This is a genomic window from Peterkaempfera griseoplana (assembly GCF_001418575.1).
Classification (GTDB): domain Bacteria; phylum Actinomycetota; class Actinomycetes; order Streptomycetales; family Streptomycetaceae; genus Peterkaempfera; species Peterkaempfera griseoplana.
The window spans coordinates 1-24,459 of sequence record NZ_LIQR01000052.1 but is presented as its reverse complement, the minus strand read 5'-3'; the positions used below and the strand labels follow the sequence as shown (position 1 = coordinate 24,459).

14 protein-coding genes and 1 pseudogene are annotated in these 24,459 nt (G+C 71.4%); 3 read left to right on the top strand and 12 right to left on the bottom strand.

Going from position 1 to position 24,459, the window contains the following annotated elements; translation table 11 throughout:
* Positions 1 to 8 precede the first annotated feature (8 nt).
* The 12 genes and pseudogenes from AOK09_RS04215 to AOK09_RS04160 all read right to left on the bottom strand — a co-directional run.
* The gene (locus tag AOK09_RS04215; protein WP_055585745.1) at positions 9 to 896 is read right to left on the bottom strand and encodes a sugar phosphate isomerase/epimerase family protein; all 888 of its coding nucleotides are present in this window, start codon (positions 894 to 896) and stop codon (positions 9 to 11) included.
* Complete coding sequence (locus AOK09_RS04210) at positions 893 to 1,813, bottom strand: SCO3242 family prenyltransferase (protein ID WP_055585744.1); 921 nt, start codon at positions 1,811 to 1,813, stop codon at positions 893 to 895. The genes AOK09_RS04215 and AOK09_RS04210 overlap by 4 nt, the downstream gene beginning before the upstream one ends.
* Positions 1,810 to 2,976 carry an inositol-3-phosphate synthase gene (locus tag AOK09_RS04205; protein ID WP_055585743.1) on the bottom strand — a complete coding sequence of 389 codons (1,167 nt, stop codon included), beginning with the start codon at positions 2,974 to 2,976 and terminating at the stop codon, positions 1,810 to 1,812. The genes AOK09_RS04210 and AOK09_RS04205 overlap by 4 nt, the downstream gene beginning before the upstream one ends.
* 103 nt (positions 2,977 to 3,079) lie before the next feature.
* A complete protein-coding gene (locus AOK09_RS04200; protein ID WP_055585742.1) occupies positions 3,080 to 3,799 on the bottom strand; it encodes a hypothetical protein in 720 nt (239 codons plus the stop codon).
* A gap of 130 nt (positions 3,800 to 3,929) precedes the next feature.
* Positions 3,930 to 9,398, bottom strand: a complete 5,469-nt coding sequence (locus tag AOK09_RS04195; RefSeq protein ID WP_055585741.1) for a ThuA domain-containing protein — start codon at positions 9,396 to 9,398, stop codon at positions 3,930 to 3,932.
* 114 nt (positions 9,399 to 9,512) lie between these two features.
* Entirely contained in the window at positions 9,513 to 10,307 is a 795-nt protein-coding gene (locus AOK09_RS04190; RefSeq protein WP_055585740.1) for a ThuA domain-containing protein, read from the bottom strand.
* 44 nt (positions 10,308 to 10,351) lie between these two features.
* Positions 10,352 to 11,425, bottom strand: coding sequence for a substrate-binding domain-containing protein (locus AOK09_RS04185; RefSeq protein WP_055585739.1), 1,074 nt, complete (start codon positions 11,423 to 11,425; stop codon positions 10,352 to 10,354).
* Positions 11,426 to 11,469: 44 nt separating this feature from the next.
* Positions 11,470 to 12,525: an ABC transporter permease gene (locus AOK09_RS04180; protein WP_407675342.1), complete on the bottom strand. Its 1,056-nt coding sequence runs from the start codon at positions 12,523 to 12,525 to the stop codon at positions 11,470 to 11,472.
* Positions 12,522 to 14,036 (bottom strand): sugar ABC transporter ATP-binding protein, encoded by a 1,515-nt coding sequence (locus AOK09_RS04175; protein WP_055585738.1) that lies wholly within the window; start codon positions 14,034 to 14,036, stop codon positions 12,522 to 12,524. The genes AOK09_RS04180 and AOK09_RS04175 overlap by 4 nt, the downstream gene beginning before the upstream one ends.
* A 325-nt stretch (positions 14,037 to 14,361) precedes the next feature.
* Entirely contained in the window at positions 14,362 to 15,585 is a 1,224-nt protein-coding gene (locus AOK09_RS04170; protein ID WP_055585737.1) for a Gfo/Idh/MocA family protein, read from the bottom strand.
* A gap of 92 nt (positions 15,586 to 15,677) precedes the next feature.
* Complete coding sequence (locus AOK09_RS04165) at positions 15,678 to 16,859, bottom strand: ROK family protein (RefSeq protein ID WP_055585736.1); 1,182 nt, start codon at positions 16,857 to 16,859, stop codon at positions 15,678 to 15,680.
* Between the two features lie 228 nt (positions 16,860 to 17,087).
* Positions 17,088 to 18,314, bottom strand: a pseudogene (locus tag AOK09_RS04160) (OmpL47-type beta-barrel domain-containing protein); the annotation flags it as partial.
* A gap of 512 nt (positions 18,315 to 18,826) precedes the next feature.
* Here AOK09_RS04160 and AOK09_RS04155 point away from each other — a divergent pair.
* The 3 genes from AOK09_RS04155 to AOK09_RS41035 all read left to right on the top strand — a co-directional run bounded on the left by AOK09_RS04155 (position 18,827) and on the right by AOK09_RS41035 (position 24,423).
* Positions 18,827 to 19,825, top strand: coding sequence for a multicopper oxidase domain-containing protein (locus AOK09_RS04155; RefSeq protein WP_055585734.1), 999 nt, complete (start codon positions 18,827 to 18,829; stop codon positions 19,823 to 19,825).
* A gap of 185 nt (positions 19,826 to 20,010) precedes the next feature.
* The gene (locus tag AOK09_RS43560; protein ID WP_055585733.1) at positions 20,011 to 24,051 is read left to right on the top strand and encodes a ThuA domain-containing protein; all 4,041 of its coding nucleotides are present in this window, start codon (positions 20,011 to 20,013) and stop codon (positions 24,049 to 24,051) included.
* A 135-nt stretch (positions 24,052 to 24,186) separates the two neighbouring features.
* Positions 24,187 to 24,423: a LuxR C-terminal-related transcriptional regulator gene (locus AOK09_RS41035; protein ID WP_245687102.1), complete on the top strand. Its 237-nt coding sequence runs from the start codon at positions 24,187 to 24,189 to the stop codon at positions 24,421 to 24,423.
* Positions 24,424 to 24,459 lie beyond the last annotated feature (36 nt).

Genomic DNA, 24,459 nt, shown 5'->3' with positions numbered 1-24,459 from the left:
TCTCCTCCTCACGACGCTTTGCACGAACTGCGCAGGAAGTCCAGGGAGCGCCGGGCCACTCCGGGCGCGTCATGGCTGTGCCGCGGCAGTTCGACGGCGACCAGCCCGCGGTAGCCGACCTCGTCGAGGGCGGCGAGCACCGGCGGGAAGTCGATCTCGCCGGTGCCGAACTCCAGGTGTTCGTGGGTGCCTCGGCGCATGTCGTCGATCTGCACGTTGACCAGCCGGTCCCCGGCCAGGCGCACGCAGTCGGCTACCGGGTGCGGCTCCAGGCAGCGGCAGTGGCCGATGTCGAGGGTGAGGCCGAACGCCGCCGGGTCGCCGAGCGCGGCGGCGAGCTGCCGGTACCCGTCGAGGTCCTCCACGAGCATGCCGGGCTCGGGTTCGAAGCCGAGGACGACCCCGGACCGCTCGGCGGCCGCGACGGCCTCGGCGCAGCCGTCGACCAGCCGGTCCCAGGCGGTCTGCGGGTCCACCGCGGCGGGCCGTACGCCGGCCCAGAAGGAGACGGCCTGCGCGCCGAGGCCGGCGCCCACGGCCACCGCGCGGCGCAGAAAGTCCAGCCGGCGGTGCCGGCCGTCGTCGGAGAGCAGGGTGGGTTCGTGCTTCTGCCAGGGGTCGAGCAGGTAGCGGGCGCCGGTCTCGACCACCGCGGTCAGGCCCAGCCGCTCCAGTCGGCGGGCGAGGGCGGCGGTCCGGGTGGCGAGGTGGGGCGCGTACGGGTCGAGGTGCGCGTGGTCGAGGGTGAGCGCCACGCCGTCGTAGCCGAGGTCGGCGATGACGGCGAGCGCGTCGTCCAGCCGGTGGTTGGCGAAGCCGTTGGTGCCGAAGCCGAAGCGCAGGTCGGGCACGGCCCCGGTGCCGGCGCCGCCGGTGCGGGGTGGGAGTGCGGTCATGTCGGGGACACCCTCCTGGACAGGGCCCGGGCGAGGGGGAAGGCAGCGGCTACCGGGAGCGCGGCCCGCAGCGCGCCGGCTTGGGCGGTGAGCGCGGCCTGAAGGGGGATCAGGCCGAGGATGCCCGCGCCGACGGCCCGCCGGACGTTGCCCGCCGAGGGGTCGGCAGCGGCCCTGCTCTGGGCGCGGCCCGCCGTGGCGCCGTAGACGGCGAGCCCGCCGAGGGCGGCCAGGCGGGCGGTACCGCACCGGGCCGCGGCGGCGGGCAGGGCGGTGCCCGTCGGGAGCGCGGGGAGCGCCGCCGCCGCGGCGGTGACGGCTGCGGTGGCCGCGAGCGTCGCCCGGGGCAGCCACGGGTCGGCGCCGGTGACCTCGGCCCGGCTGAGCGCGGTGACGGCCAGGGTGTGCCCGGCCACGGTGGCGGCGGCGGGCAGGGCGGGCCGCAGCCGGCCCGCACCCGCCCCCAGCAGCACGTCGAGACCGCGGGCGGCGGCCATCACCGCCGGACCGGCCGGACCGGACTTGGCCCGCAGGTCGTACATCCAGACCGTGGCGGCGAGCGGGACGGCGACCGCCAGCGCCCGGCGGCCCGCGGCGGCCGCCAGTCCGAGTGAGGCGGCGGTCAGGGCCGTGGCGACGCCGAGGGCCACCGGGGCCGGGATCCGGCCGGAGGGGATCGGCCGCTCGGGGCGTTCCACGGCGTCCAGTTCGCGGTCGGCCCAGTCGTTGAGCGCCATCCCGGCCCAGTACAGGCAGACCGAGGAGGTGGCGAGGCACGCCAGGGACGCGTCGGTGGCGCGGCCTGCGGCGGCGGCCCCCGCCAGGACGTCGCCGGGCACGGTCAGCGCGGCCGGGGCCCGAACCAGTTGGGCGAGGGCGCGGAGCCGTCCGGAGCGGGGCGTGCGGCGGCGGGTCACCGCGGCTCCCCCAGCCGGGCCGCGAAGGCGCACAGGGCCTCGTACTGGCGCATCAGGTCGTGTGTTCCGGCGCTCAGCGGGTCCTTGAAGAAGAAGCCCAGTTCGCCCAGCGGCCCGCGCAGGCCCCGCTCCTGGGCGCGGGCCGTGAGCCGGACCAGGTCCAGCACCAGGGGTGCGGCCAGCGCGGAGTCGCAGCCCGCCCAGGTGAACTGGAGGTTCATCCGGACGCCGAGGAAGCCCTCGAAGGCGATGTGGTCCCAGGCGGTCTTCCAGTCCCCGAGGGAGGGCACGTAGTCGATGTGGACCTGGCCCTCCACGGGGCGGCCGAGGGTCTCGGCGAGCACGCGCTGCTTGGACCCGGTCTTGCTGGCCATCGCGGCGGGATCGGCGAGGGTCTCACCGTCGCCGCCGCCCAGCAGGTTGGTGCCGGACCAGGCGCGCACCCGCAGGCCGCGGGTCCTGAACATCGGCGCGAGGGCGGCCTTGAGCAGGGTCTCCCCCGTCTTGCCGTCGTTGCCCGCGTACGGCAGTCCGGCCCGCTCGGCCAGTTCCTCCAGGGCGGGGACGCGCATCCCGGCGGAGGGGGTGAAGTCGACGTGGGCGCAGCCGGCCAGCACGGCGGCGAGGGCGTACGCCGAACTCGCCGGCAGCACCTCCCGGCCCGCGGCGAGCGCCGCGCTCAGGGCCTCGGCGGAGGCGTGCGCGGGGTCGGCGGCCGCGACGGGCTCGGTGGACGCCACGTTGACCACCACGACGCGGGCCAGGTCGTGGCGCTCGCGGAAGGCGGTGATGTCGGCCCGGATCGCCTCGACGGCCGCGGCCTGGGTCAGGTCCGGTCCGGGCAGCGGTGCGGGGCGCAGTTCGGCGTCGGCGGCGGCCAGGTCGTCGTGGACCAGGGCGGGCAGTCCGTGGGGCAGCACACCGGCGGCGGCCAGCTGCTCGGCCCGCTTGGGCAGCGGGGTGCAGGCCGTGTCGTGGCCGCCGAAGACCAGGTCGGCGACGGCGGGCAGGCCTGCGTGGGGGAAGTCCGGCTGCTCGGTGACGCATCCGATGGGCGCGGCCAGTCCGGCCCGGAGCGCGGCCGCGCCGGCGACCACCGTGGTGGCCACCGATCCGCGACCGCCCACCATCCAGATCCCGGTTCGGCTGCTCTGCTCCGACATCTCGTCACCTCCGTGGGCGGGGTTGGTACCGGGTGTTCCTGCTGTGCGTTTCGCCGCGGGTGTCACAGCGCCTCGGCGAGCGGCGCATGGATGTGATGGCGCGTCACCTGGCCTCGCTCCCCTCCGGCTGGTCGTCCGGGCTCAGGGCCTGGCCGTCCGGGGTGACCGCGAGGAAGACGTGCTGGTGGCCCAACCCGGCGTCGAGGCCGGCCACGTCGAGCGCGGTGGCGCCGATGGACCAGGTGTCGACGCCCTGGTCGCGCTGGGCGGCGGCGCTGCCGCGGAGGCTGTGCGCCAGGGAGGCGGGGGCGTCCCGGAGCAGCCGGTAGGTGTCCACAGCGCCGTCGAGGGCGCGGACGGCGGCGGCGAGGTCGGCTCGGGCGATGTTGTAGCCGGTGTCCCCGGACGGGGGATGGGCCAGTTCGGTCACGGCCTGGGAGGTGACCTTCTTCCACCGGGCGGTCTCGGCCGTGTCGGCGGGACGGGGCGTGCCGCCGTCGTGCGGCAGGGCGTGCTCCATCTGCTGCAGGACCGGCCCCAACGTGGCGGCCAGCTTCCTGGCCTGGTCGGTGAGTTCCTTGACCTGCTGCTTGTTGCGGGCGGCGTCCTGCGCGCGGATCCGGTCGGCGAGTTCCTTGGTGCGGTCGGCCGGGTGTGCCGGGTGGAACGCGACGAGCAGGGCCGTCGCCAGCGCGAGGACGAGCACGGCCGCCGCCCCGACCAGCAGGCCCTTGCGGAAGGAGCCACGGGTGACGGTGTCGAGGTCGACGGGTGCGCGCCGAGGGGTGGTGGTGCGGCTGGGGGTGGCCGTCGGTGGCGCCACGGTCCGTCCTTTCGGTGCGCGGTGCGGATGTCCGGTGCGGGGTGGGGGCCGGGGCCGGCCGGTGGCGGGCCCCCGGGGCCGGCGGCGCGGTGGCCCGCCGTGCCCCGGGAGCGGTTGCGGTGACCTGCTGCTAGGCGGTGGACCCCGGGGCCTTGGTGAGGGCGTCGATCAGGTACCGCGCATCACGGACCAGTACCGTGCGGAGCTGCGCGTTCCCGACGACGGCGGGGTCTGCTGCCTCCTTCCTGAAGTTCTCCAGCTGCACGGCCGCGACGTGGTCCAGCTTGCGGTCGGCCGCGTCCGAGGCGCGCTGGAGGCGGTCGTGGAGCTTGCCGGCGGTCTTCGCGTCGATGTCGCCCTGGGAGCGGAACCGGTCGATGACCGTCTGCATGTCCTGGTACGAGGTGGTGACGGTGAAGCCGGACACGGTCCGGGTGGTGTTGCCGGCCTTGTCGGTGGCGACCGCCGCCAGCTCGTGCCGCCCCAGGTCCAGCCCGAGCAGGGGCAGCGCGGTGCCGGCGGCGACCTCCTTGCCGTCCAGCGTCAGGACGGTGCTGCCGATCCCGGAGCCGGCGTCGGCCGCGGCGGCCCCGGGGGTGACGGTGGTGGAGTCGCCGTACGAGGTGCCGTCGGTGACTCCGGTCGGCAGCACGCTCGGCGCCGTGGCGTCGATGCGGACGGTGACCGACCCGGCCTGCTCGACGTTCCCGGCCTTGTCCGTCGACCGGTAGGCGAGGGTGTGCTCCCCGTCGTCGGTGAGGCGCACCGGGCCGGTGTAGCGGGTCCAGTCGGTGGCGTCGTCGATCCGGTACTCGGTGCCGGCGACGCCGGACCCGCCGGTGCCGTCGGTGGCCGCCAGGGTCACCGAGACGGGCGAGGTGTACCAGCCGCCGTCACCGTCGGGCGCGGCCGGGTCGGCGGTGGCCTCGGTGACCGGTGCGGCGGTGTCGGAGGCGTTGCTCCAGTCGGCGTGGAACCAGTCGAACTTCGCGGTGACGGGCTCGGTCTGGTTCACCCCGAAGGCGAACAGACCCGCATGGGCGCCCGCGGCCACCGCCGGGTTGCTCACCGTGGCCGCCGCACCGCCTGCGGCGACCTCGGTCCAGGTCGTGCCGTCGGCGGAGTAGTAGCCGCGGAAGGTGTCGCCCCGCTTGGCCAGGCGCAGGTACCACACGCCCTGGGTCAGGTCGCCGGCCCCCGGCTGCGGGTCGAGCACCGTGCCGCCGGCCTCGCCGCGCAGCTCGATCCGGCGGACCAGGGCCTGGCCGGGCTGGTTGTCGGTGAGGTAGTCGAGCTTGACGTAGTTGTCGTCGTCCTTGTACGCGATCAGGCCGCCCTGGTGGTACTGCTGGTTGAAGGCGCTGCCGTCGACCTTGGTCTCGATCGTCCAGTCGGTGTCGGGTGCCTTCTGCAGCAGGAAGCCGGACGGGTCGCTGTTGGGCGTGCCGTAGATGTCTCCCTTGCCGGTGTCGATCCGCAGACTGCCGTCGGCCACCCGCATATGGGTGAGGTCGGGGCGGACCACCCGGGTCCAGCGGCAGCCGTCCAGCGTGGCGCCGTCGAACTCGTCGCTCGGTCCGGGGGCCGCGGCGGTCGGGTCGGGGGTGAGGTGGAACCAGTCGAAGGCCGCGTCGACCGGCGGCGTGGTGCCGTTGCCGGCGAGCGAGACCAGCCCGATCCGCGGGTTGCCGATCCCGGCGATCGGCTTGGTCTCCGGCATGGTGGTGAAGGTGCTGCCGTCGGCCGAGTAGGCAGCGGTGATGTTGCTGCCGTCGCTGGTGATCCGCAGGTAGACGGTCTGCGGGTAGGCCGCGCCGAGGGCGCCGGTGTTGCTGGCGGAGACCTCGTGCGGGTCGCCGTTCTCCTCACGGATGAACTGGAAGATGTTCTGCCCGGCGTCCGGGCCGTTGGTGGCGCGGCCCTCGTAGACCAGCTTGGCGTAGTTGTCGTCGTCGCCGTAGAGGACCAGACCGGCCTGCTGGTAGCTGCGGTCGGCAGGGAGCGTCAGCTTGGTGGTGGCCTGCCAGGCTCCGGACGGGGCGGGCTGCAGCACGATGTCCGGGGTGTTGCCCCCGGCGCTGTAGATGTCGGTGTCGCTGGTCGGGATCACCAGGTTGCCGCCGGTGACCTTGAGGTTCTGGTCCTGGCGGACCACCGACCACCGGCCGGTGTCCAGCTGGTCGCCGGTGAACTCGTCGGACGCCGTGCCGAGGCACTCCACCGGCGGGGTGTCGGTGCGACCGGTGACGGTGGCCGTCCCTGACGCGCCGTCGGGGTCGGTGGCGGTCACCGTGGCCGTCCAGGTGCCGGGGGCGGTGAAGGTGTGGCTCGGCTTCGCCTCGGTGGAGTCGGTCTTCCCGTCGCCGTCGAAGTCCCAGGCGTACGAGACGGCCTGGCCCTCGGGGTCGGTGGCCGCCGCGGTGAAATCCACCTTCAGCGGGGTGTCGCCGGTCAGCGGGGAGGCGTCGACCTGGACGAACGGCGGGGTGTTGCCCTCCGCGACGCCCTTGCCGCCGAAGTGGATCCAGTTGAGCCGGAGCAGGTTCTTCGCTCCCGCGCTGGAGCCCTTGAAGACCAGGACCAGCGGGTGGGTGCCGCCCGGGTCGGTGACCGGGGCGGTGAGGTAGCGGTAGGAACCGTTCCCCGCCGGCACGGTGACCTTGGCCGCGAGCGGACCGTCGGCGCTGGACTCGTGGGCCTCGACGGTGCCGCCGGCCAGCGCGGCGACCCGGAAGGTCAGCGAGTCGACGCCGGTCAGGTTCACCGGGTCGATGGTCACCGTGGAGCCGTCGTCGATGCCGGTGACGTCCTGGTTGCCGCCGATGGGGTCGGCGGTGTCGGTCCTGGTGACGCCGGCGCTCGCGGAGGTGTAGTACTCGGCCTGCTTGTCCTGCGTCTGGAAGATGATCGACTTGTCGCCGGTCAGCGCCTTGGAACCGCCGGCGCCGCCGTGGTCGGTGTACCGGGCCTCCAGGACGAAGAACAGGTTGGAGAAGGCGCCGTGCCCGGTGTCCACCGGGGTCTGCACCGTGCCCGAGCAGGAGTGGAACTGGTCCAGGGCGTGCGCATGGGTGTCATGGCCCAGCGAGGCCTGGACGGTCACCTGGGAGCAGTCCACCGGCCCGTCCTCCGGGTCGGTGACGGTCACCTTGAAGGGGATCCTGTCGCCCCAGGCGAAGGCGCCGCCCTCGGCGGGGGTGTCGATGGTGATCGTCGGTGTGCTGTTGCCGACGGTGATGTCGAGGGTCGCGCTGGCGCTCTTCCCGGCCTTGTTGGTGACGGTCAGACTCGCCGTGCGGTTGCCCGCGTCCGGGTAGGTGTACGCGGGGTCGGCCTCGGTGGAGTCGACGGTGCCGTCGCTGTCGAAGTCCCACGCGTACGTCAGCGCACCGTCCTTGTTGGGGTCGTCCGAGCCCGCCGAGGAGAAGTGCACGGTCAGCGGCGCCGGCCCGTCGGTGCGGTCGGCCGAGAGCCTGGCAGTCGGCGGGCGGTTGCCCTGGATGTAGTCGACCCGGTAGATGCCGGAGTCCTGGTTGTTGCCGTCGAAGCCCGACCCCCAGTCGATCACGTAGAGGGCGCCGTCCGGGCCGAACTTCATGTCCATCGGCTTCTTGAAGCCCATACCGTCCAGCAGCGGATCGATCTGCAGCACCGAGGTCTGGTCGTCGCTGAGCTGGAAGGTGTACATCCGGCCCGAGTTCCACTCGGCGGCGATCTCCTTGCCGTCGTAGTAGGCCGGCCACTTGGTGCCGGAGTTCAGGTCCGGGTCGTAGCGGTAGACCGGGCCGGCCATGGGAGCGCCGGCGCCGCCGACGGCGGGCCAGGCCGGGTCGGCGGTGTAGTGCGACCAGACCGAGGCGGGAACCGGCTTGGGCAGCTGGGTCAGGCCGGTGTTGTGCGGTGAGTCGTTGACCGGGCCGCCGGCGCAGTCGTACGCGTCGCCGGAGACGCCCGTGGCGTAGTCGTAGTGGACGTACGGCTGGTTGTTGCCGATGCAGAACGGCCAGCCGTAGTTGCCCGGCTTGCTGAGGACGTCCCACTCGACGGTGTTCTCCGGACCGCGCTTGGGATCGGCGGTGGACGCGTCAGGGCCGTACTCGCCGACGATCACCAGGCCGGTCTTGGGGTCGGTACCGAGCCGGAACGGGTTGCGGAAGCCCATGGCGTAGATCTCGGGCCGGGTCTTGGCGGTGCCGTCCGGGAAGAGGTTGCCGTCCGGGACGGTGTAGCTGCCGTCGGCCTGGGGGTGGATCCGCAGCACCTTGCCCGAGAGCGAGTTGGTGTTGCCGGAGGTGCGGGACGAGTCCTGGGTCTCCATGCCGTCGCGGAAGTCCAGCGGGGCGTAGGCGTTGGTGGGACTGCCGAACGGGTTGGTGTTGTCACCGGTGGACAGCCAGAGGTTGCCGTCCTTGTCGAACAGCATCGACCCGCCGTGGTGGCAGCAGGTGTTCCGCTGCACCGGCACTTCCAGCACGACCTTCTCGCTCGCCATGTTCAGCGTGTTGTCGCTGTTCAGGGTGAAGCGGGAGATCTGGTCCACCGACTTGGCCTGCGGGGAGTAGAAGACGTACACCCAGTGGTTGGTGTCGAAGCCCGGGTCCAGGGCGATGCCGAGCGCGCCGCTCTCGTTGGCGGTGAACGGGTTGACGTTGCCTGCGGTGACCACCTGGTTGGAGCCCGGCAGGATGACGTCGACCGCGCCGAGCCGGTCCACGTAGAAGACCCGGCCGTCCGGGGCGACCTGCATCTGCATCGGGTTGCTGGTGTTCTCGTCCAGCGGCACCTTCTGGAAGCCGGCGGAGGCCGACGCCGAGCAGTCGGCCTGTTCGGCCCCGGCCGTGGTCTTGATCCCGCCCAGGACCAGCTGGAGGAAGTTCGGCTCGGTCCAGCTCTCCGACGTGTGGCCGAGGCCGGTGTACCAGGAGCGGCCGCCGTCGTAGTTCTGGCACCAGGTGTCCGGGTGGTCGTAGCCCATGCCGCCGCCGCTGTAGGACTTCTCGTCCAGCGAGGTGAGGACGTGGACGCCGCCGCGCGGGTTGCTCTGGTAGTCGTACCACTCGTCGGTACGGGTCCACCTGGTGGGCAGTCCCCTGGTCGACGGGTGGGCGGGGTCCTCGACGGTCAGCGTGGCCTGCTGGATGGCCGGGTGGGTCTTGAAGTAGGCGCCGACCAGCTTGCCGTACCAGGCCCAGGAGTAGCCGGAGTCGGCCGCGGCGTGGATGCCCACGAAGCCGCCGCCGTGCTCGATGTAGGACTGGAAGGCGTCCTTCTCGGACTGCTGGTCCAGCGGGTCACCGGTGGTGGAGAGGAAGACCACCGTCTGGTACTTCGCCAGGCCGGCTTCGGTGAAGACGGTGGCGTCCTCGGTCGCGTCCACCGCGAAGCCGTTCTCCTCGCCCAGCTTCTGGATGGCCGCGATCCCGTCCGGGATGGAGTCGTGCCGGAAACCGGTGGTCTTGGAGAAGACCAGTACCCGGAACTGCTCGGCCGCGGATCTCGCCGTACCCGCCCACGCGGTGCCGCCGACGGCGCCGATCAAGGGCACGCACAGGACCGCGGTCACGACCGCCGCGAGTATGCGGCGCAGATGACGTGACACTGCTGCTCCTCGTTCACTGAATACACACGGAAGTGCACAGGAGGGCACAGCGGTGGGCTGGACACGGAGCCGGCCGTGCCATCCCACCGGTGCGTGGTGCGTGCTGGTTCCCGATCAGTCGTCGGGGTCGCAGTTGAACGTCGCCGCGCCGGCGGTCATCCTGATGCCGCCGAGGATGTGCAGCAGGAAGTTCGGGTCGGTGTAGCTCTCCTTGGTGTGGCCCATGCCCGTGTACCAGGAGCGGCCGCCGTCGTACGGGTGGCACCAGGAGATGGGGTGGTCCGCCCCCATCGAGCCGCCGTTGTAGCCGACCGGGTTGTAGGTGCTCTCGTCCAGCGTGGCCAGGACGCGCACGTCGGCGCGCGGGTCGGACCGGTAGTTGTACCACTCGTCGGTGCGCACCCACTGCCTGGGCAGGCCCCTGGTCGAGACCGTTCCCTGGTTGGCCACGGTCACGGTGGTCTGCTGGATGGCCGGGTGGTCGTTGAAGTAGGCGCCGACCAGCTTGCCGTACCAGGCCCAGGAGTAGCCGGAGTCGGCCGCGGCGTGGATGCCCACGAAGCCGCCGCCGTGCTCGATGTAGGACTGGAAGGCGTCCTTCTCCGACTGCTGGTCCAGCGGGTCACCGGTGGTGGAGAGGAAGACCACCGTCCGGTACTTCGCCAGCTCGGCCTCGGTGAAGACGGTGGCGTCCTCGGTCGCGTCCACCGCGAAGCCGTTCTCCTCGCCCAGCTTCTGGACGGCCGCGACCCCGTCCGGGATGGAGTCGTGCCGGAAGGCGGTGGTCTTGGAGAAGACCAGCACCCGGTAGGAGGGGGTTCCGGTGTCGGCGCCGGCGGTGGTTGCGGCGGCGAGCGGCAGGGCGAGTGCGGCTGCGGAGAGGACTGCAGCGATACGTCTGCGGGACATGGTCGACCTTTCGCGCGTGGGTGGCTCGGACGGTTGGTGACCGGTCAGCTGAAGGCGCCGGGGAGGTACTGGTCGACGTTCTCCTTGGTGACCGTGGCGGAGAAGAGCGTGAGCGAGGAGGGCAGGTCCGTGCCGACCAGGTCGCCCATGCCCTTGCTCTGGCCGATCAGCCGGGCGACCCTGATCGCCGAGGCGGACATGTTGGACGGGTAGACCACGGTGGCCTTGAGCACCGAGTTGTCGGCCTTGATCTCCTCCATGGCGTGCTTGGAACCGGCGCCGCCGACCATGAAGAACTCGTCGCGGCCGGCCTGCTTGATGGCCGCCTCGACGCCGATGCCCTGGTCGTCGTCGTGGTTCCAGACGGCGTCCAGGTGCGAGCGCGCCTGGAGGACGTTGCTCATCACCTGCTGGCCGGAGTCGGCGGTGAACTGGGCGGCCTGCCGGATGTCCACCTTGAAGCCGTACTTGGCCAGGCCCTTGCGGAACCCGGAGCTGCGCTGCTTGGTGAGGTCCAGGTTGTCGATGCCGGCGATCTCGCCGATGACCGGGTTGGCGACGCCCTTGTCCTTGAGGGTCTTGCCGATGTACAGGCCGGCGTTGAGCCCCATGCCGAAGTTGTCGCCGCCGATCCAGGTCCGGTAGGCGAGCGGCGAGTCGAAGACCCGGTCGAGGTTGACCACCGGGATGCCGGCGTCCATCGCCTGCTGCGACACCGCGGTCAGGGCCTTGCCGTCGAAGGGCAGGATGACCAGCACGTCGACCTTCTTGCCGATCAGCGTCTGGACCTGGCTGATCTGCGCGTTGACGTCGTTGGTGCCCTCGACGGCCTCCAGGTGGACGTCGGAGTAGGCGCCGGCCTGGGCCTCGGCGTTCTTGGTGATCGCCGCCATCCAGCCGTGGTCGGCGGCCGGGGCGGAGAACCCGATCACCACGTGCTTGCCGAGCGCCTCGTTGCCGCTGCCGCTGCCCGAGGCGGCCGCGGTCTTGACGTCGCTCGTCGGGGTGTCCTCCTTGTGGTTGCTGGTGCAGCCGGCCAGGAGGACGCCGCCGCCGATGACGGCGCTGCCGAAGAGCAGCCGCCTGCGGTCGATCCCGGCGGATCTGGAGCTGTCCATGTCTCGTGTCCTTCCGTTGGCGGTGCGGTCGTCCGGTGAGGGGTTCACGCGGTGGAGGGGGTGTTGCCGCGGCGCTGGATCAGCACGGCCGCGAGGATGATCAGGCCCTTGGCGATCTGCTGGATGTCGGTCGTCAGGTTGTTGAGGACGAAGATGTTGGTGATCGTGGTGAAGACCAGGACGCCGAGGATCGAGCCGACGAGCGAGCCGCGGCCGCCGGTGAGCAGCGTGCCGCCGATGATCACGGAGGCGATCGAGTCCAGTTCGTACAGGTCGCCGAGGTTGCTGGCGCCGGAGGTGGTGCGCGCGGTGAGCATCACCGCGGCGATGCCGCAGCACAGGCCGGAGAGGACGTACAGCAGCACCGTGTGGCGGCGTACGTCGAGGCCGGCGAGGCGGGCGGCCTCCTGGTTGCCGCCGATCGCGAAGGTGCGCCGGCCGAAGGTGGTGCGGTTGAGCAGTACCCAGCCGAGGAGTACGGCCGCCGCCAGGATGTACACCAGCACCGGGACGCCGAGCCACCGGGTGGAGGCGATGGAGTTGAAGGAGTCGACGGTGACCACCTGGGACTGCCGGTCGGAGATCCGTTCCGCCAGTCCGCGGGCGGTGGCCATCATGGCGATCGTGGTGATGAAGGCCACCACCCGGCCGTAGGCGATGACCAGGCCGTTGACCAGGCCGACGACCGCGCCGACGACCAGCGCGCAGAAGACCATGCCGCCGAACCCGTAGTCCTGGGTGGCCACCGTGGTGCACCACACCGAGGCCAGGGCGACGATGGCGCCGACGGACAGGTCGATGCCGCCGCCGATGATGACGAAGGTCTGGCCGACCGTGATGACGCCGATGACCGCCGCGCTGGTGAGGATCACCAGGATGTTCTGCCGGGTGGCGAAGTTGTCCGAGCTGACCGCGCCGATCACGCACAGCAGCGTCAGTACGGCGATCAGGCCGAGGTTGCGCACCTTGCCCACCCGGCCCAGGGCCGACCTGCCCGCGGTGGCGCCGCTCCTGCGGGCGGTCCCGGCCTCCGGCACGTCCGTCCCGCCGGCGGCGGTCCCGGGACCGCTCCCGTCCGGGGGTCTGGTCTGCTGGCTCACGTCTCAGCGCTCCCTTCCATCACGAGGTCGAGGACTTGCGATTCGTCGAGGTCCGGGGCGTCGGCCTCACGGACCACCCGTCCTTCGCGCAGCACCAGGACGCGGTCGGCGAGGCCGAGGACCTCGGGCACCTCGCTGGAGACCAGCAGTACGCCGACCCCCGAGTCGGCGAGCCGCCGGATGAGCGTGTACAGCTCTGCGCGTGCCCCCACGTCCACGCCGCGGGTGGGCTCGTCCAGCAGCAGCAGCCGGCAGTCGCTCAGCAGCCAGCGGGCCACCACGGCCTTCTGCTGGTTGCCGCCGGAGAGCGTGCGTACCGGCCGGGTCGGGTCGGGCGGCCGCAGGTCGAGCGAGCGGACCGCCTCGCCGGTCGCGGCCAGTTCGGCGCGGGTGTCCACGAATCCGGCCCGGGAGAACCGCCGCAGGGACGACATCGACACATTGCGCGCGATGGAGGAGAGCATGAACAGCGCCTGGCTCTTGCGCTCCTCCGGGGCGAGCCCGAGGCCGGCCCGGACGGCGGCGGTGACGCTGCCGGGCCGCAGCGGTGAGCCGTCCACCCGGACCTGCCCGGCGGCGGGGCGGCGGGCTCCGTACACCGTCTCCAGGACCTCCGACCGGCCGGAGCCGACCAGGCCCGCCAGGCCGACGATCTCGCCGGCCCGGACGCTGAAGGAGACGTCCTGGAACTCCCCCGGGCGGCTGAGGCCCGCCACCTCCAGCAGCACCGGGCGCTCGTCCGGCCCGGCCCGCTCCGGCCTGGGCGGGAAGACGTACTCCACGGTGCGGCCGGTCATCAGCGCGACCAGGTCCGAGGTGGGGGTGGTCCGGGCCGGGAGCCCGCGGGCGACCGTACGGCCGTCCTTGAGCACGGTGACCCGGTCCCCGATCCGGCGGATCTCCTCCAGCCGGTGGGAGATGTAGACCACCGCCACACCGTCGGCGGTGAGGTCGGCGATGACCCGGAAGAGGTTGTCCACCTCGTCGTGGGCGAGCACCGCGGAGGGCTCGTCCATGATGATCAGCCGTGCCCGGTGCGACAGCGCACGGGCCATGGAGACGATCTGCTTGCCGGCGGCGGACAGGTCGCCCACCTCGCGGGAGACCGGGATCTCCGGGTGCCCGAGGCGTTTGAGCAGCTCACGGGCGGCCGAGTGCATCCGCGAGCGCTGGGTGAAGCCCAGCCGGGCCTGTTCGTGCCCGAGGTAGATGTTCTCGGCCACCGTCAGACCGTCGGCGAGGTCGAGTTCCTGGTAGATGGTGGCGATGCCGTGGCGCATGGCCGCCGTGGGGGTGGGCAGGGTCACTGCCTCGCCCTCCCAGGCGATGTGCCCGGCGTCGGGCTGGTGGGCGCCGGCCAGCACCTTGATCAGGGTGGACTTCCCGGCGCCGTTCTGACCCAGCAGGCAGTGCACCTCTCCGGCGGCCACGTCGAGGTCGACGCCGTCAAGGGCCCGGACGCCGGGGAACTCCTTGACGACACCTTTCATCTCGAGCAGCGGAGCACTCATCGGTCTCCCTCTGTAGGGAATTCAAGGTCGGCGGCAAACCGAGGGAAACGTAGCCCTCGGGGCGTTGCTTGAACAGGGCGCTGGAACCTCTCCGGGCTCTTGTGGCCACATGAGGAAGCAGTCCTTCGACAGGTTTACCCTGCTGGTCGGCACGGTCGGCCGACGGCTTCGGACAATTGTGGAGGCAGCGCAGAAATACGTGCGGAATCAGCGGACCGAACCAGGGCCGCAATGAGTTCCACAGAACTCATGTCAGGAGAATTCGAGACATACGAGAAGTGCGTGTCGGTAAAGAGTGGCCCCTTTCGTCAGGGACGGGCGCGAATCATCGGGGCGCGACCGCGACGCGGTCCCCGTCCGGCTGCGGGACGGGTGTCCAGACGCTGCCGCCGGCAGCGCTGCGCTCCACCGCCGAGAGGACCCGCTGCACCTGCAGCCCGTCCGCGAAGGACGGCTCGGGGTCGCGGCCCTCCGCGACGGCGCAGACCAGGTCGCGGGCCTGGTGGATGAAGGTGTGGTCGTAGCCGAGTCCGTGGCCGGCGGGCCACCAGGCCTCGAGGTAGGGGTGCTCGGGTTCGGTGACCAGGATCCGGCGGAAGCCGGCCGTCCCGGCCGCCTCGGTGTGGTCGTGGAAGTTCAGCTCGTTGAGGCGTTCGAGGTCGAAGACGAGGCTGCCGCGCTCGCCGTTGATCTCGACCCGCAGTGCGTTCTTGCGGCCGGTCGCGAACCTGCTGGCCTCGAAGGAGGCGACGGCTCCCCCGGGGAACCGGCCGGTGAACAGGGCGGCGTCGTCCACGGTGACCGGTCCGCGCGGCGCCGCGCCGTCGGCGACGGCCGCCAGCCCGGACGAGGCCGCGGGCAGCGGCCGCTCCCGGACGAAGGTCTCGGTCACCGCGGAGACCCCGGTCAGCGGCTCCCCGACCAGGTACTGCGCCAGGTCGATGATGTGGGCACCGAGGTCGCCCAGCGCCCCGGAACCGGCGTGCTCCCGCTGGAGCCGCCAGACCAGGGGGAACTCCGGGTCGACGATCCAGTCCTGGAGGTACTGCGCCCTGACGTGCCGCAGGGCACCGAGCCGTCCCTCCGCGATCAGGCGCCGGGCCAGCGCCAGCGCCGGGACGCGGCGGTAGCTGAAGCCGACCATCGAGCGCACGCCGCGCAGCGCGGCCGCGGCGGCGACGGCGGCCATCGCCTCCGCCTCCTCGACCGTGTTCGCCAGCGGCTTCTCGCACAGCACGTGCTTGCCGGCCTCCAGGGCGGCGATGGCGATCTCGGCGTGGCTGTCGCCGGGGGTGCAGATGTCCACCAGCTGCACATCCGGACGGGCGATCAGTGCGCGCCAGTCCGTCTCGGCGGCGGCCCAGCCGTGCCGGTGGGCCGCCGCCTCCACCGCCGCCCGGTCGCGGCCGGCGACCGCCGCCATGACCGGACGTACCGGAAGTTGGAACACCCTGGCGACGGTGCGCCAGGCATAGGAGTGGGCGCGGCCCATGAAGGCGTATCCGACCATGCCCACCCCCAGCGGGGGCGCATCGTGCTGACTGTCCATGAGGACTCCTAGGCAGGGATGCATGAGGTACGGGCCCGGGGCGCCTGGGGCACCCCGGCCGAGCGGAAGGCTCCCGGCCGCGCGGAGGCGCGTCAGGCCGGTGAGAAGAGGTGGTCGCTGATCAACCGGGTGGCACCGACCACGCCGGCGACGGGACCGAGTTCACCGAGGACGATCGGCAGGTTGCCGGTCGCCAGCGGCAGGGACTGGCGGTAGACCTGGGTGCGGATGCTCGCCAGCAGGGTGTGGCCCAGTCCGGTGAGTCCGCCCCCGATCACCACCAGACCGGGGTTGAAGAAGCTGACGAGGCTGGCGATGACCTGCCCCGTGCGGCTGCCGCCCTGGCGGATCAGGTCGAGGGCCACGGGGTCCCCCGCACTCGCGGCGGCGGAGACGTCCTCGGCGGTGAGCCGCCCTGCCGCCTCCAGCCGGGATGCGAGCTCCACCGACCGGCCGGCCTCGGCGAGGGCGACGGCGTCGCGGGCGAGCGCGTTGCCGCCGAAGTGCGCCTCCAGGCAACCGGTGTTGCCGCAGGCGCACGGCGGTCCGGCCGGATCCACCTGGATGTGGCCGATGTCCCCGGCGCTGCCGGTGACACCGCGGTGGACCTCGCCGCTGACGACGATGCCGCAGCCGATACCGGTGCCGATCTTGATGCACAGGAAGTCGCGCACCGACCGGGCGACACCGGCCTGCTGCTCGCCCAGCGCCATCAGGTTGACGTCATTGTCGACCAGGACCGGGCAGCCGAGCTCCTGGCTCAGCGCCTCACGGACGGGGAAGCCGTCCCAGCCCGGCATGATCGGGGGGGCCACCGGCACGCCCTCGGGGAACCGCACGGGGCCGGGTACGCCGATCCCCGCGCCGTCGAAGTGGTCCGCAAGGCCCGCGTCGCGCAGCTTGGCGACCATCGCCAGCACCCGCTCGAAGACCGCGACCGGGCCGACCCGCACATCGAGCGGCTCGGCCAGATGGCCGAGGATCTCCAGCTCGCCGTTGGTGACGGCGACGTCCACCGAGGTCGCACCGATGTCGACGCCGAGGAAGCGCAGCGAGGGCGCGATCCGCACATTGTGCGAGCGGCGACCGCCCCGGGAGGCGGCCAGGCCGTCCTGGACGACCAGGCCGGTCTCCAGCAGGCGGTCGATCTCGACGGCGAGTTTGGAACGCGACAGCTCGACCCGGTCCCCCAAGGCGACCCGGGACTGCGGGCCGAGGTCCCGCAGCAGGCGGAGCAGCCGGGCCTGGTGGACATTGGCCGAACGAGCCGTCATGCGCCTCACTCCGCCCTCCCGTCGCAGCTGGAACATGCGCGCATCCGGCATCCCGGGGCGCGACTTTCAAAAGGACCGTAGCACTGAGCAGCCGAACGCAAAAGAACTTGCGCAGCAATCAGATGGACTTTCATCTTCCACAGGACAAAGCAGAGTTGGAGCATGGCGAAGGGGGTGCGGAGCCGGACGGCTCCGCACCCCCTGGGACCGCTGTCAGTGGTCGTGCTGCGGCCTGCCGACGTCCGACCGGCCGGCGGCCTGGGAGATCCTGCCGCCCTCGCGCTGGTCGATGACGCCCTCGCTGCGCAACTCCTTGACGATCTTCTCCACGTGCGCCACGAAGGAGCCGTGGTTGTCCCACACGCGGTAGTCCTCGATCAGTTCGTTGATCGTGCACCCGTTGGTGGTGACGCGGTCGGGCACCCCGGTGTTGACCGTGCCCACGTACACCGTGGTGCGGTCGTCCTGCTCGGGGCAGTTGGACGGCGGTGCGCCCGCGGTGACCTCCAGGGACACCGACTGCGGGGTCGAGGTGTTGCCGGCCCTGTCGGTCGCCCGGTAGAGCAGGGTGTGCCCGCCCTCGCGGTCGATCACCACCGGTGCGGTGTAGGCCAGATACGGGCCGCCGTCCAGGGCGTACTCCACACTCGCCACCCCGGAGTCCGCGTCCGAGGCCGTCACCGTCACCGTCGCCCTGCCGACGTAGGATCCGGCGGCATCCCTCGTCCCCGACACCGACGCCGAGGTCTCCGGAGCAGTGGTGTCCTGCGCGGGCGGAGCCACCACCGTGAAGTCCACCGACTTCACCGCCGCGACATTCCCCGCCTTGTCCGTCGCCCGGTACGCCACCGTGTGCTGCCCCGGCGCACCCACCTGCACCGGAGCCGAATACGCCCTGAACGCCCCACCGTCCAGCGCATACTCCACACTCGCCACCCCGGACCCGGCATCCGAAGCGGACACCGTCACCGTCGCACTGCCCACATACGCACCCGAGGCATCCCTCGTCCCCGACACCGACGCCGAGGTCTCCGGAGCAGTGGTGTCACCGCCGCCGGGGCCGGCGGTGACGGTCAGCTCGCCCGTCATGATGTGGCCGGGCATGGTGCAGAAGTAGTGGTAGACGCCCGGCGTCAGGGTGACGTCGAGCGTGTGCCGGCCCCCGGCGGCGTCGAAGGGGTTGGCGGTGATGTTGACGTTGACATCGGTGTTGTAGTCCGGGTTGGACGTGTCGAACGTCAGGGTGTGCGGCATCCCCGTGGTGTTGCCGGTGGCCGCGCTGTTCTCGAAGACGATCGTCGTCGGCCCCGCCACCGCGGTGGTGGGGAAGGACAGGTAGTTCATATAGGCGTCGCCGGCGGTCCAGGTGAGCACCTGGGTGTCCGCGGCGGCTGCGGCCCCGGCCCCGTACACGGCCGGCGCTCCCAGTGAGCAGATGGCCAGGAACACGGCCACCAGGGTCGTCAGCACCCGGTGCGGGTGGAGCCGACGGCGCGCCGCCGCGGGGGCGGGCGGATCCGTCGGCGAGTTGAGCAGATGTCTGTACACGGCTGCACCTTTCGCGAATCGCTGGTCTGGTTCCGCGCGGTGGAGGCGGTGGAGGGGAGGCCGCGGGGCCGAGGAGGGGTCGGCGCGTCTCTGCAAGCGCGGCAATGTTCGGAAGCTACTCGCCTTTTGACGGTCCGCCAAGGTCTATGACCACAACTCAGCAGACTTTGACCTGAGTCTGGAAAAACTTCCGGGACGCCGTTACCGTGAGGCCGTCCGGGTGAAGCCTGCCGCCGAGGAGCCGAACGGCCCCGGACCCGCCGCACCAGCCCCGCCGGCCCCCAGGGCCCGGCCCCGGCACACCTGCACGACGCGGGCCCCGACGACGGCCGCGTCCAGCGCGACGTACCACTTCGACGTCACGAACCGCCTGCCGGCAGCCACCTCTGCCGAGGAACGCTGCCGTGGAATGGAGAGCGATGACCGACTCAGGCCCAAACGCGCGGCCGCTTGTCTCCCGACGCTGGTTCGCCACCGGCGCCGCCGCCGTCGCCGCCACCCTGCCCGGGCTGCTCGCCGGCACCCCGGCCACCGCGGATTCCAAACCCACCGCCCAGGGCGGCTCGGGCCAGGAACGCCATATGACCCTCTACATGGAGAAACTCCCCGGCGGGCAGCTCGGCTACGGACTGGAGCCCGGCAAGGCGACGGTCCCCGGCCCGCTGATCGAGCTCACCGAGGGCGACACCCTCTACATCGACGTCGTCAACAACCTGGACACGGCAGCCAGCCTGCACGTCCACGGCGTGGACTACGACACCGCCAGCGACGGCACCGCGATGAACAACAGCGCCATCGAGGCGGGCGGCCGCCGGACCTACGTCTGGCGCACCCACGCCCCGGGCAAGCGCCACGACGGAACCTGGGAGGCCGGGAGCGCCGGCTACTGGCACTACCACGACCACGTCGTGGGCACCGAACACGGCACCGGCGGCATCCGCAAGGGCCTCTTCGGGCCGGTGGTCGTCCGCCGCAAGGGCGACGTGCTGCCGGACAAGCAGTTCACCGTGGTCTTCAACGACATGACGATCAACAACAGGACCGCACCCGACACCCCCACCTTCACCGCGGTGCGCGGCGAGCGGGTGGAGTTCATCGTGATCACCCACGGGGACTTCTTCCACACCTTCCACGTCCACGGCCACCGCTGGGCCGACAACCGCACCGGAATCATCGACGGCCCCCAGGACGTGAGCCGGGTGATCGACACCAAGACCACCGGCCCTGCGGACTCGTTCGGCTTCCAGGTGATCGCCGGCGAGCGAGTGGGCTCGGGCGCCTGGATGTACCACTGCCATGTGCAGAGCCACTCGGACATGGGGATGTCCGGGGTCTTCATGGTGACCGAGGCGGACGGCACGGTCACCGGCGGCACGCCGCCACCCATGGACGGCATGTCCCACATGCCCGGCATGTAGCCGATGTGACGGGCCTGCCCGGCATGTAGCCGATGTGACGGCCCTGCCCGGCATGTAGCCGATGTGACGGGCCTGCCCGCCCTGGTCCCACCTCAGAGCCACGCCCGTCGGGGCCCGCCCTGACGGCCCCGGCGGGCGTGTTCCACCCGCTCATCCAGTGATCCGGATCGAGTCAAGGAGAAACCATGGGTCAGAGAGACCGGTCCACCCGGTCCCGACGGGGCGGGGCGCCTCCGTCGGGTCTGGTGCGGGCCCTCAGAGCACGGCCGCAAGGCCGTGCGACCGTCCTGCTGGCGAGCGCCGCGCTCGTCATGGGACTCGCCACGCTGCCGACCCAGGCGGCCACGGTGACCGATCAGAGCCGGGATGCGGTCGACACCTCCGCCTCCTCGGTGAACGTCCTGGTGTTCCACGGCCCCGCCGCCCAGCAGGACGACCCGGTCACCTCGGCGGCATCGGCGATCGAGCGGCTCGGGCAGCAACACGGCTTCTCGGTCGACGAGTCGGACGATCCGGGCGTCTTCACCGCCGGGAACCTCGCGCGCTACCGCGGCGTGGTCTTCCTCTCCGCCAAGGGGGTGTCGCTCGACTCGGCCCAGGAGTCGGCCTTCCAGGCCTACATCAAGGGCGGCGGCGGCTTCGTGGGTGTCCACGACGCCGCACGGGCCGACTCCTCCTCCGCCTGGTTCACCGGTCTGATCGGCACCCGTCCGGCCGCCAGCCTGCCCGCCGCCGAGAAGGCGGTCGCGGTCACGGCCAGCGGGGACAACCCGCCGAACGAGTCCAAGGACAAGGCCGCCGACGGCAGCAACAGCACCAAGTGGCTGACCTTCCAGTCGTCCGGCTGGATCACCGAGAAGCTGGACAAGCCGGTCGCGATCAGCCAGTACGCCCTCACCTCGGCCAACGACTACCCGGGCCGGGACCCCAAGGACTGGACACTGCAGGGCTCCGCCGACGGGTCCAGCTGGACCACGCTGGACACCCGCAGCGGCCAGAGCTTCCCCGACCGGTTCCAGACCCGGCAGTTCACCTTCGGCAACACCACCGCCTATCCCTTCTACCGGCTGAACATCACCGCCAACTCCGGTGAGTCGGCTACCCAGTTGGCCGAGCTGCGGCTCTTCACGGCCGATCCGGCACCGGCCCCGGAGACCAAGGTGCAGCAGGCCGTGGTCGACCTGGTCGACCGCGGGCACCCGGCCAACAAGGGCCTGCCGCTGAAGTGGACCCGGTCGGACCAGTGGATGAACTGGGACCCCAGCCCGGTCGGCAAGGTGCAGACCGTCGCCCAGGTCGAGGAGAACAGCTACGACCCCGGACTGGCCGGCAACGGCGCCTTCCACCCGGTCTCCTGGTGCCGCGACTACGACGGCGGCCGGTCCTTCTACACCGGGATGGGCCGCACCGAGGACAGCTACACCTCGGACACCAAGTTCCAGAGCCATCTGCTCGGCGCCATCGAGTGGACCACCGGCATGGTCCGCGGCGACTGCCAGGCCACCATCGCGTCCAACTACTCGGTGGAGCGGCTGACCCCCAAGAACCAGACCGGCCAGCTCGACCAGATCGGTGAGCCGCACGGCCTGACCATCGCCCCCGACGGCAAGGTCTTCTACATCGGCAAGGCGGCCTGCCCCAGCGGGCCGATCGCCGACTGGAACGACCCCAAGGTGGGGCTGGGCTGCGGCACCATCCACCAGTGGGACCCGAAGACCAAAAAGGTCAAACTGCTCACCACGCTCGATGTGATGGGCAACCGGGGCAGCGGCGACGAGCTGGTCAAGAACGAGGAGGGTCTGGTCGGCATCACCCTCGATCCCAAGTTCGAGGAGAACGGCTGGATCTACATCTACTGGATGCCCCACGAGTCCATCGACCGGGACAAGCAGACCGGCCAGCGCACCATCTCCCGGCTGACGTACGACTCCGCGAGCCAGTCGATCGACCAGGGCACCCGCAAGGACCTGCTGCACTGGACCGTGCAGATCCACAGCTGCTGCCACGCCGGCGGCGGCATGACCTTCGACAACGACGGCAACCTCTACGTCGGCGTCGGTGACAACAACTCCTCCCTCGGGGCGGGCGCCGGCTACTCCGGCAACAACTGGACCCAGGACTACAAGGGCCTGTCCTTCCAGGACGCCCGCCGTACGGCCGGCAACACCAACGACCTCGACGGCAAGATCCTGCGCATCCACCCGGAGGCGAACGGCACCTACACCATCCCCAAGGGCAACCTCTTCACCGGCCAGGAGGAGGGCGGCGGCAAGACCCGCCCGGAGATCTACGTCATGGGCGTCCGCAACGTCGCGCGGATCGCCTACGACAAGGTCAACGACTGGCTGACCGCCGGCTGGGTCGGACCCGACGCCGGCGCGCCGGACCCGCAGCTGGGGCCGGCCAAGTACGAGACCGCCACCGTCATCACCTCGGCCGGCAACCAGGGCTGGCCGTACTGCATGGGCAACAAGCAGCCCTACCGCGACCGCAGCAACACCGACGCCGGTGTGCTCACCGGCTGGTACGACTGCGACAACCTCAAGAACACCTCGCCGCGCAACACCGGCCTGGTGGACATCCCGCCCGCCCGCAACAACATGATCTGGTACTCGCCGCAGGGCGGCGGCCCGGTCTACCCGACCCGGACCGACGGCAGCGGGCTGCCGACCTACGACCAGAACGACGCCAAGTACACCGAGCCGTACCTCAAGGGCGGCGGCCAGGCCATCATGGACGGCCCGACCTACCACCGCTCCGAGGTCGACACCGACAGCGGGGTGGCGTGGCCCGCGTACTGGGACAACAAGTGGTTCATCGGTGACGAGTCCAACGCCGCCAACCGTGTCGCGGTGACGGTCGACCCGTCCACCGTCGCGTCGGCCGGCGCGCCGGCCTTCGCCGAGGACCTGCGCCAGATCATCCCGGGCGGCAGCGGCGACACCAAGCTGCAGAGCTGGATGGACGCCAAGTTCGGCCCGGACGGCGCGCTGTACATGCTGGACTACGCGGGCGGCTTCTTCAGCCTGGACCCGAACCAGAAGCTGATCCGCATCTCCTACCACGGCGGTCCGGCCACCCCGAACCCGGCCGACGCCGCGGGCCGCGTCGCGGACCAGAGCGCCCCCAGGACGGTCTCCTTCTCGTCCGCCAAGGCGGGTGGCGTCTCCTGGGAGTGGGACTTCGGTGACGGCAGCCAGCCGTCGCACGACGCCGACCCGGTGCACACCTACGCCGAGTACGGCATCCACCACGCCACCCTGAAGGTCACCTACGCCGACGGCACCACGACCACCGCGAAGATCGACGTCACGGCCGGCTGCGCCGCGCCCGACGCCCGCTCCACCGTGTGGCTGCTGGACAGCGACACCGGCGTGGCCAACCACCAGGCCGGCGGCGGCTGCACCGTGGGCGACCTGATCGACGACGAGCGCAGCTGGGACAACCACGGCGACTTCGTCAGCCACGTCACCGACGTGGTCAACGAGCTGCGGAAGTCCGGTGTGCTCGACAACGGGGAGTCGTCCGCGCTCGTCAAGGCGGCGGCACAGTCCCCGATCGGCAAGGTGGCGGGCTACCGCCCGCTCTTCGACGGCTCGGCCGCCAGCCTCGCCGACTGGGCCCAGGCCGGTGCCGGTGACTGGCAGCTGAAGGCCGACGGCACCCTGCACAGCACCGGCGGCATGGGCATGCTCTGGTACACCAAGCAGGCGCTCGGGGACTTCTCGCTCCGGGCCCAGTTCCGGGACGTCGCCCCGGACGGCCACCGGGCCAACAGCGGCATCTTCACCCGGTTCCCGGACCTGAGGACCCCGCTGGACCAGCGGCCGGCCGGCAGCTGCGGCACGGTGGGCTCGGCCCGGAGCGCGCCGGAGTGGATGGCGATCTACTGCGGTCACGAGATCCAGATCTACGACGGTGACACCGACGAGCCCCAGAAGACCGGGTCGGTGTACAACTTCGACCCGGTGACGCTGGACCGGGCCGGGGTCACCCCCAAGGGCCAGTGGAACGACTACGAGGTGCGCGTCGTCGGACAGCACTACACGATCATCCGCAACGGTGTGGTGATCAACGAGTTCGACAACACGCCCGGCAAGTCGTCCTCGCGGGCCGGTGACCCGCCCACGGACCTGCGCCAGTTCCTCAGCGGCTACGTGGGACTGCAGAACCACAGCGACAACGACCTGATCGAGTTCCGCAACATCAGGGTGCGGAACCTGTAAGGCCGACAGCACGGCGCACCAGTGCCCGGTCCGGGGCGGCGAGCCCCGGGCCGGGCCTTGAACACAAACCTTGACCGTGTACGTACCGCCGGTTACGTTGGCGCAGCCTCGTTGTCAGCCGAGGAGGAGAGCGGAGTGTCTACGCTCAGTTATGAGAAGAACCCGGCCCTGTCCGAACATCCAAGGATCGACCGCGACGATCTCCACCTACTGGCCCTGCTCGCCACCGGCCTGCCCGTCGAGTCCGTGGCCCGCAGACTGCACGTCAGCGCCCGTACGGTGCGGCGGCGTTATCGCGGAGTGTGCGACAAACTGGGGCTCAACAGCGTGATCGAGGCCGTCGCCTGGGCGGCCCGCCGCGGACTGATCTGAACCCGGCCCTGAGGCCCCGCCCCTGTCCCTTATACA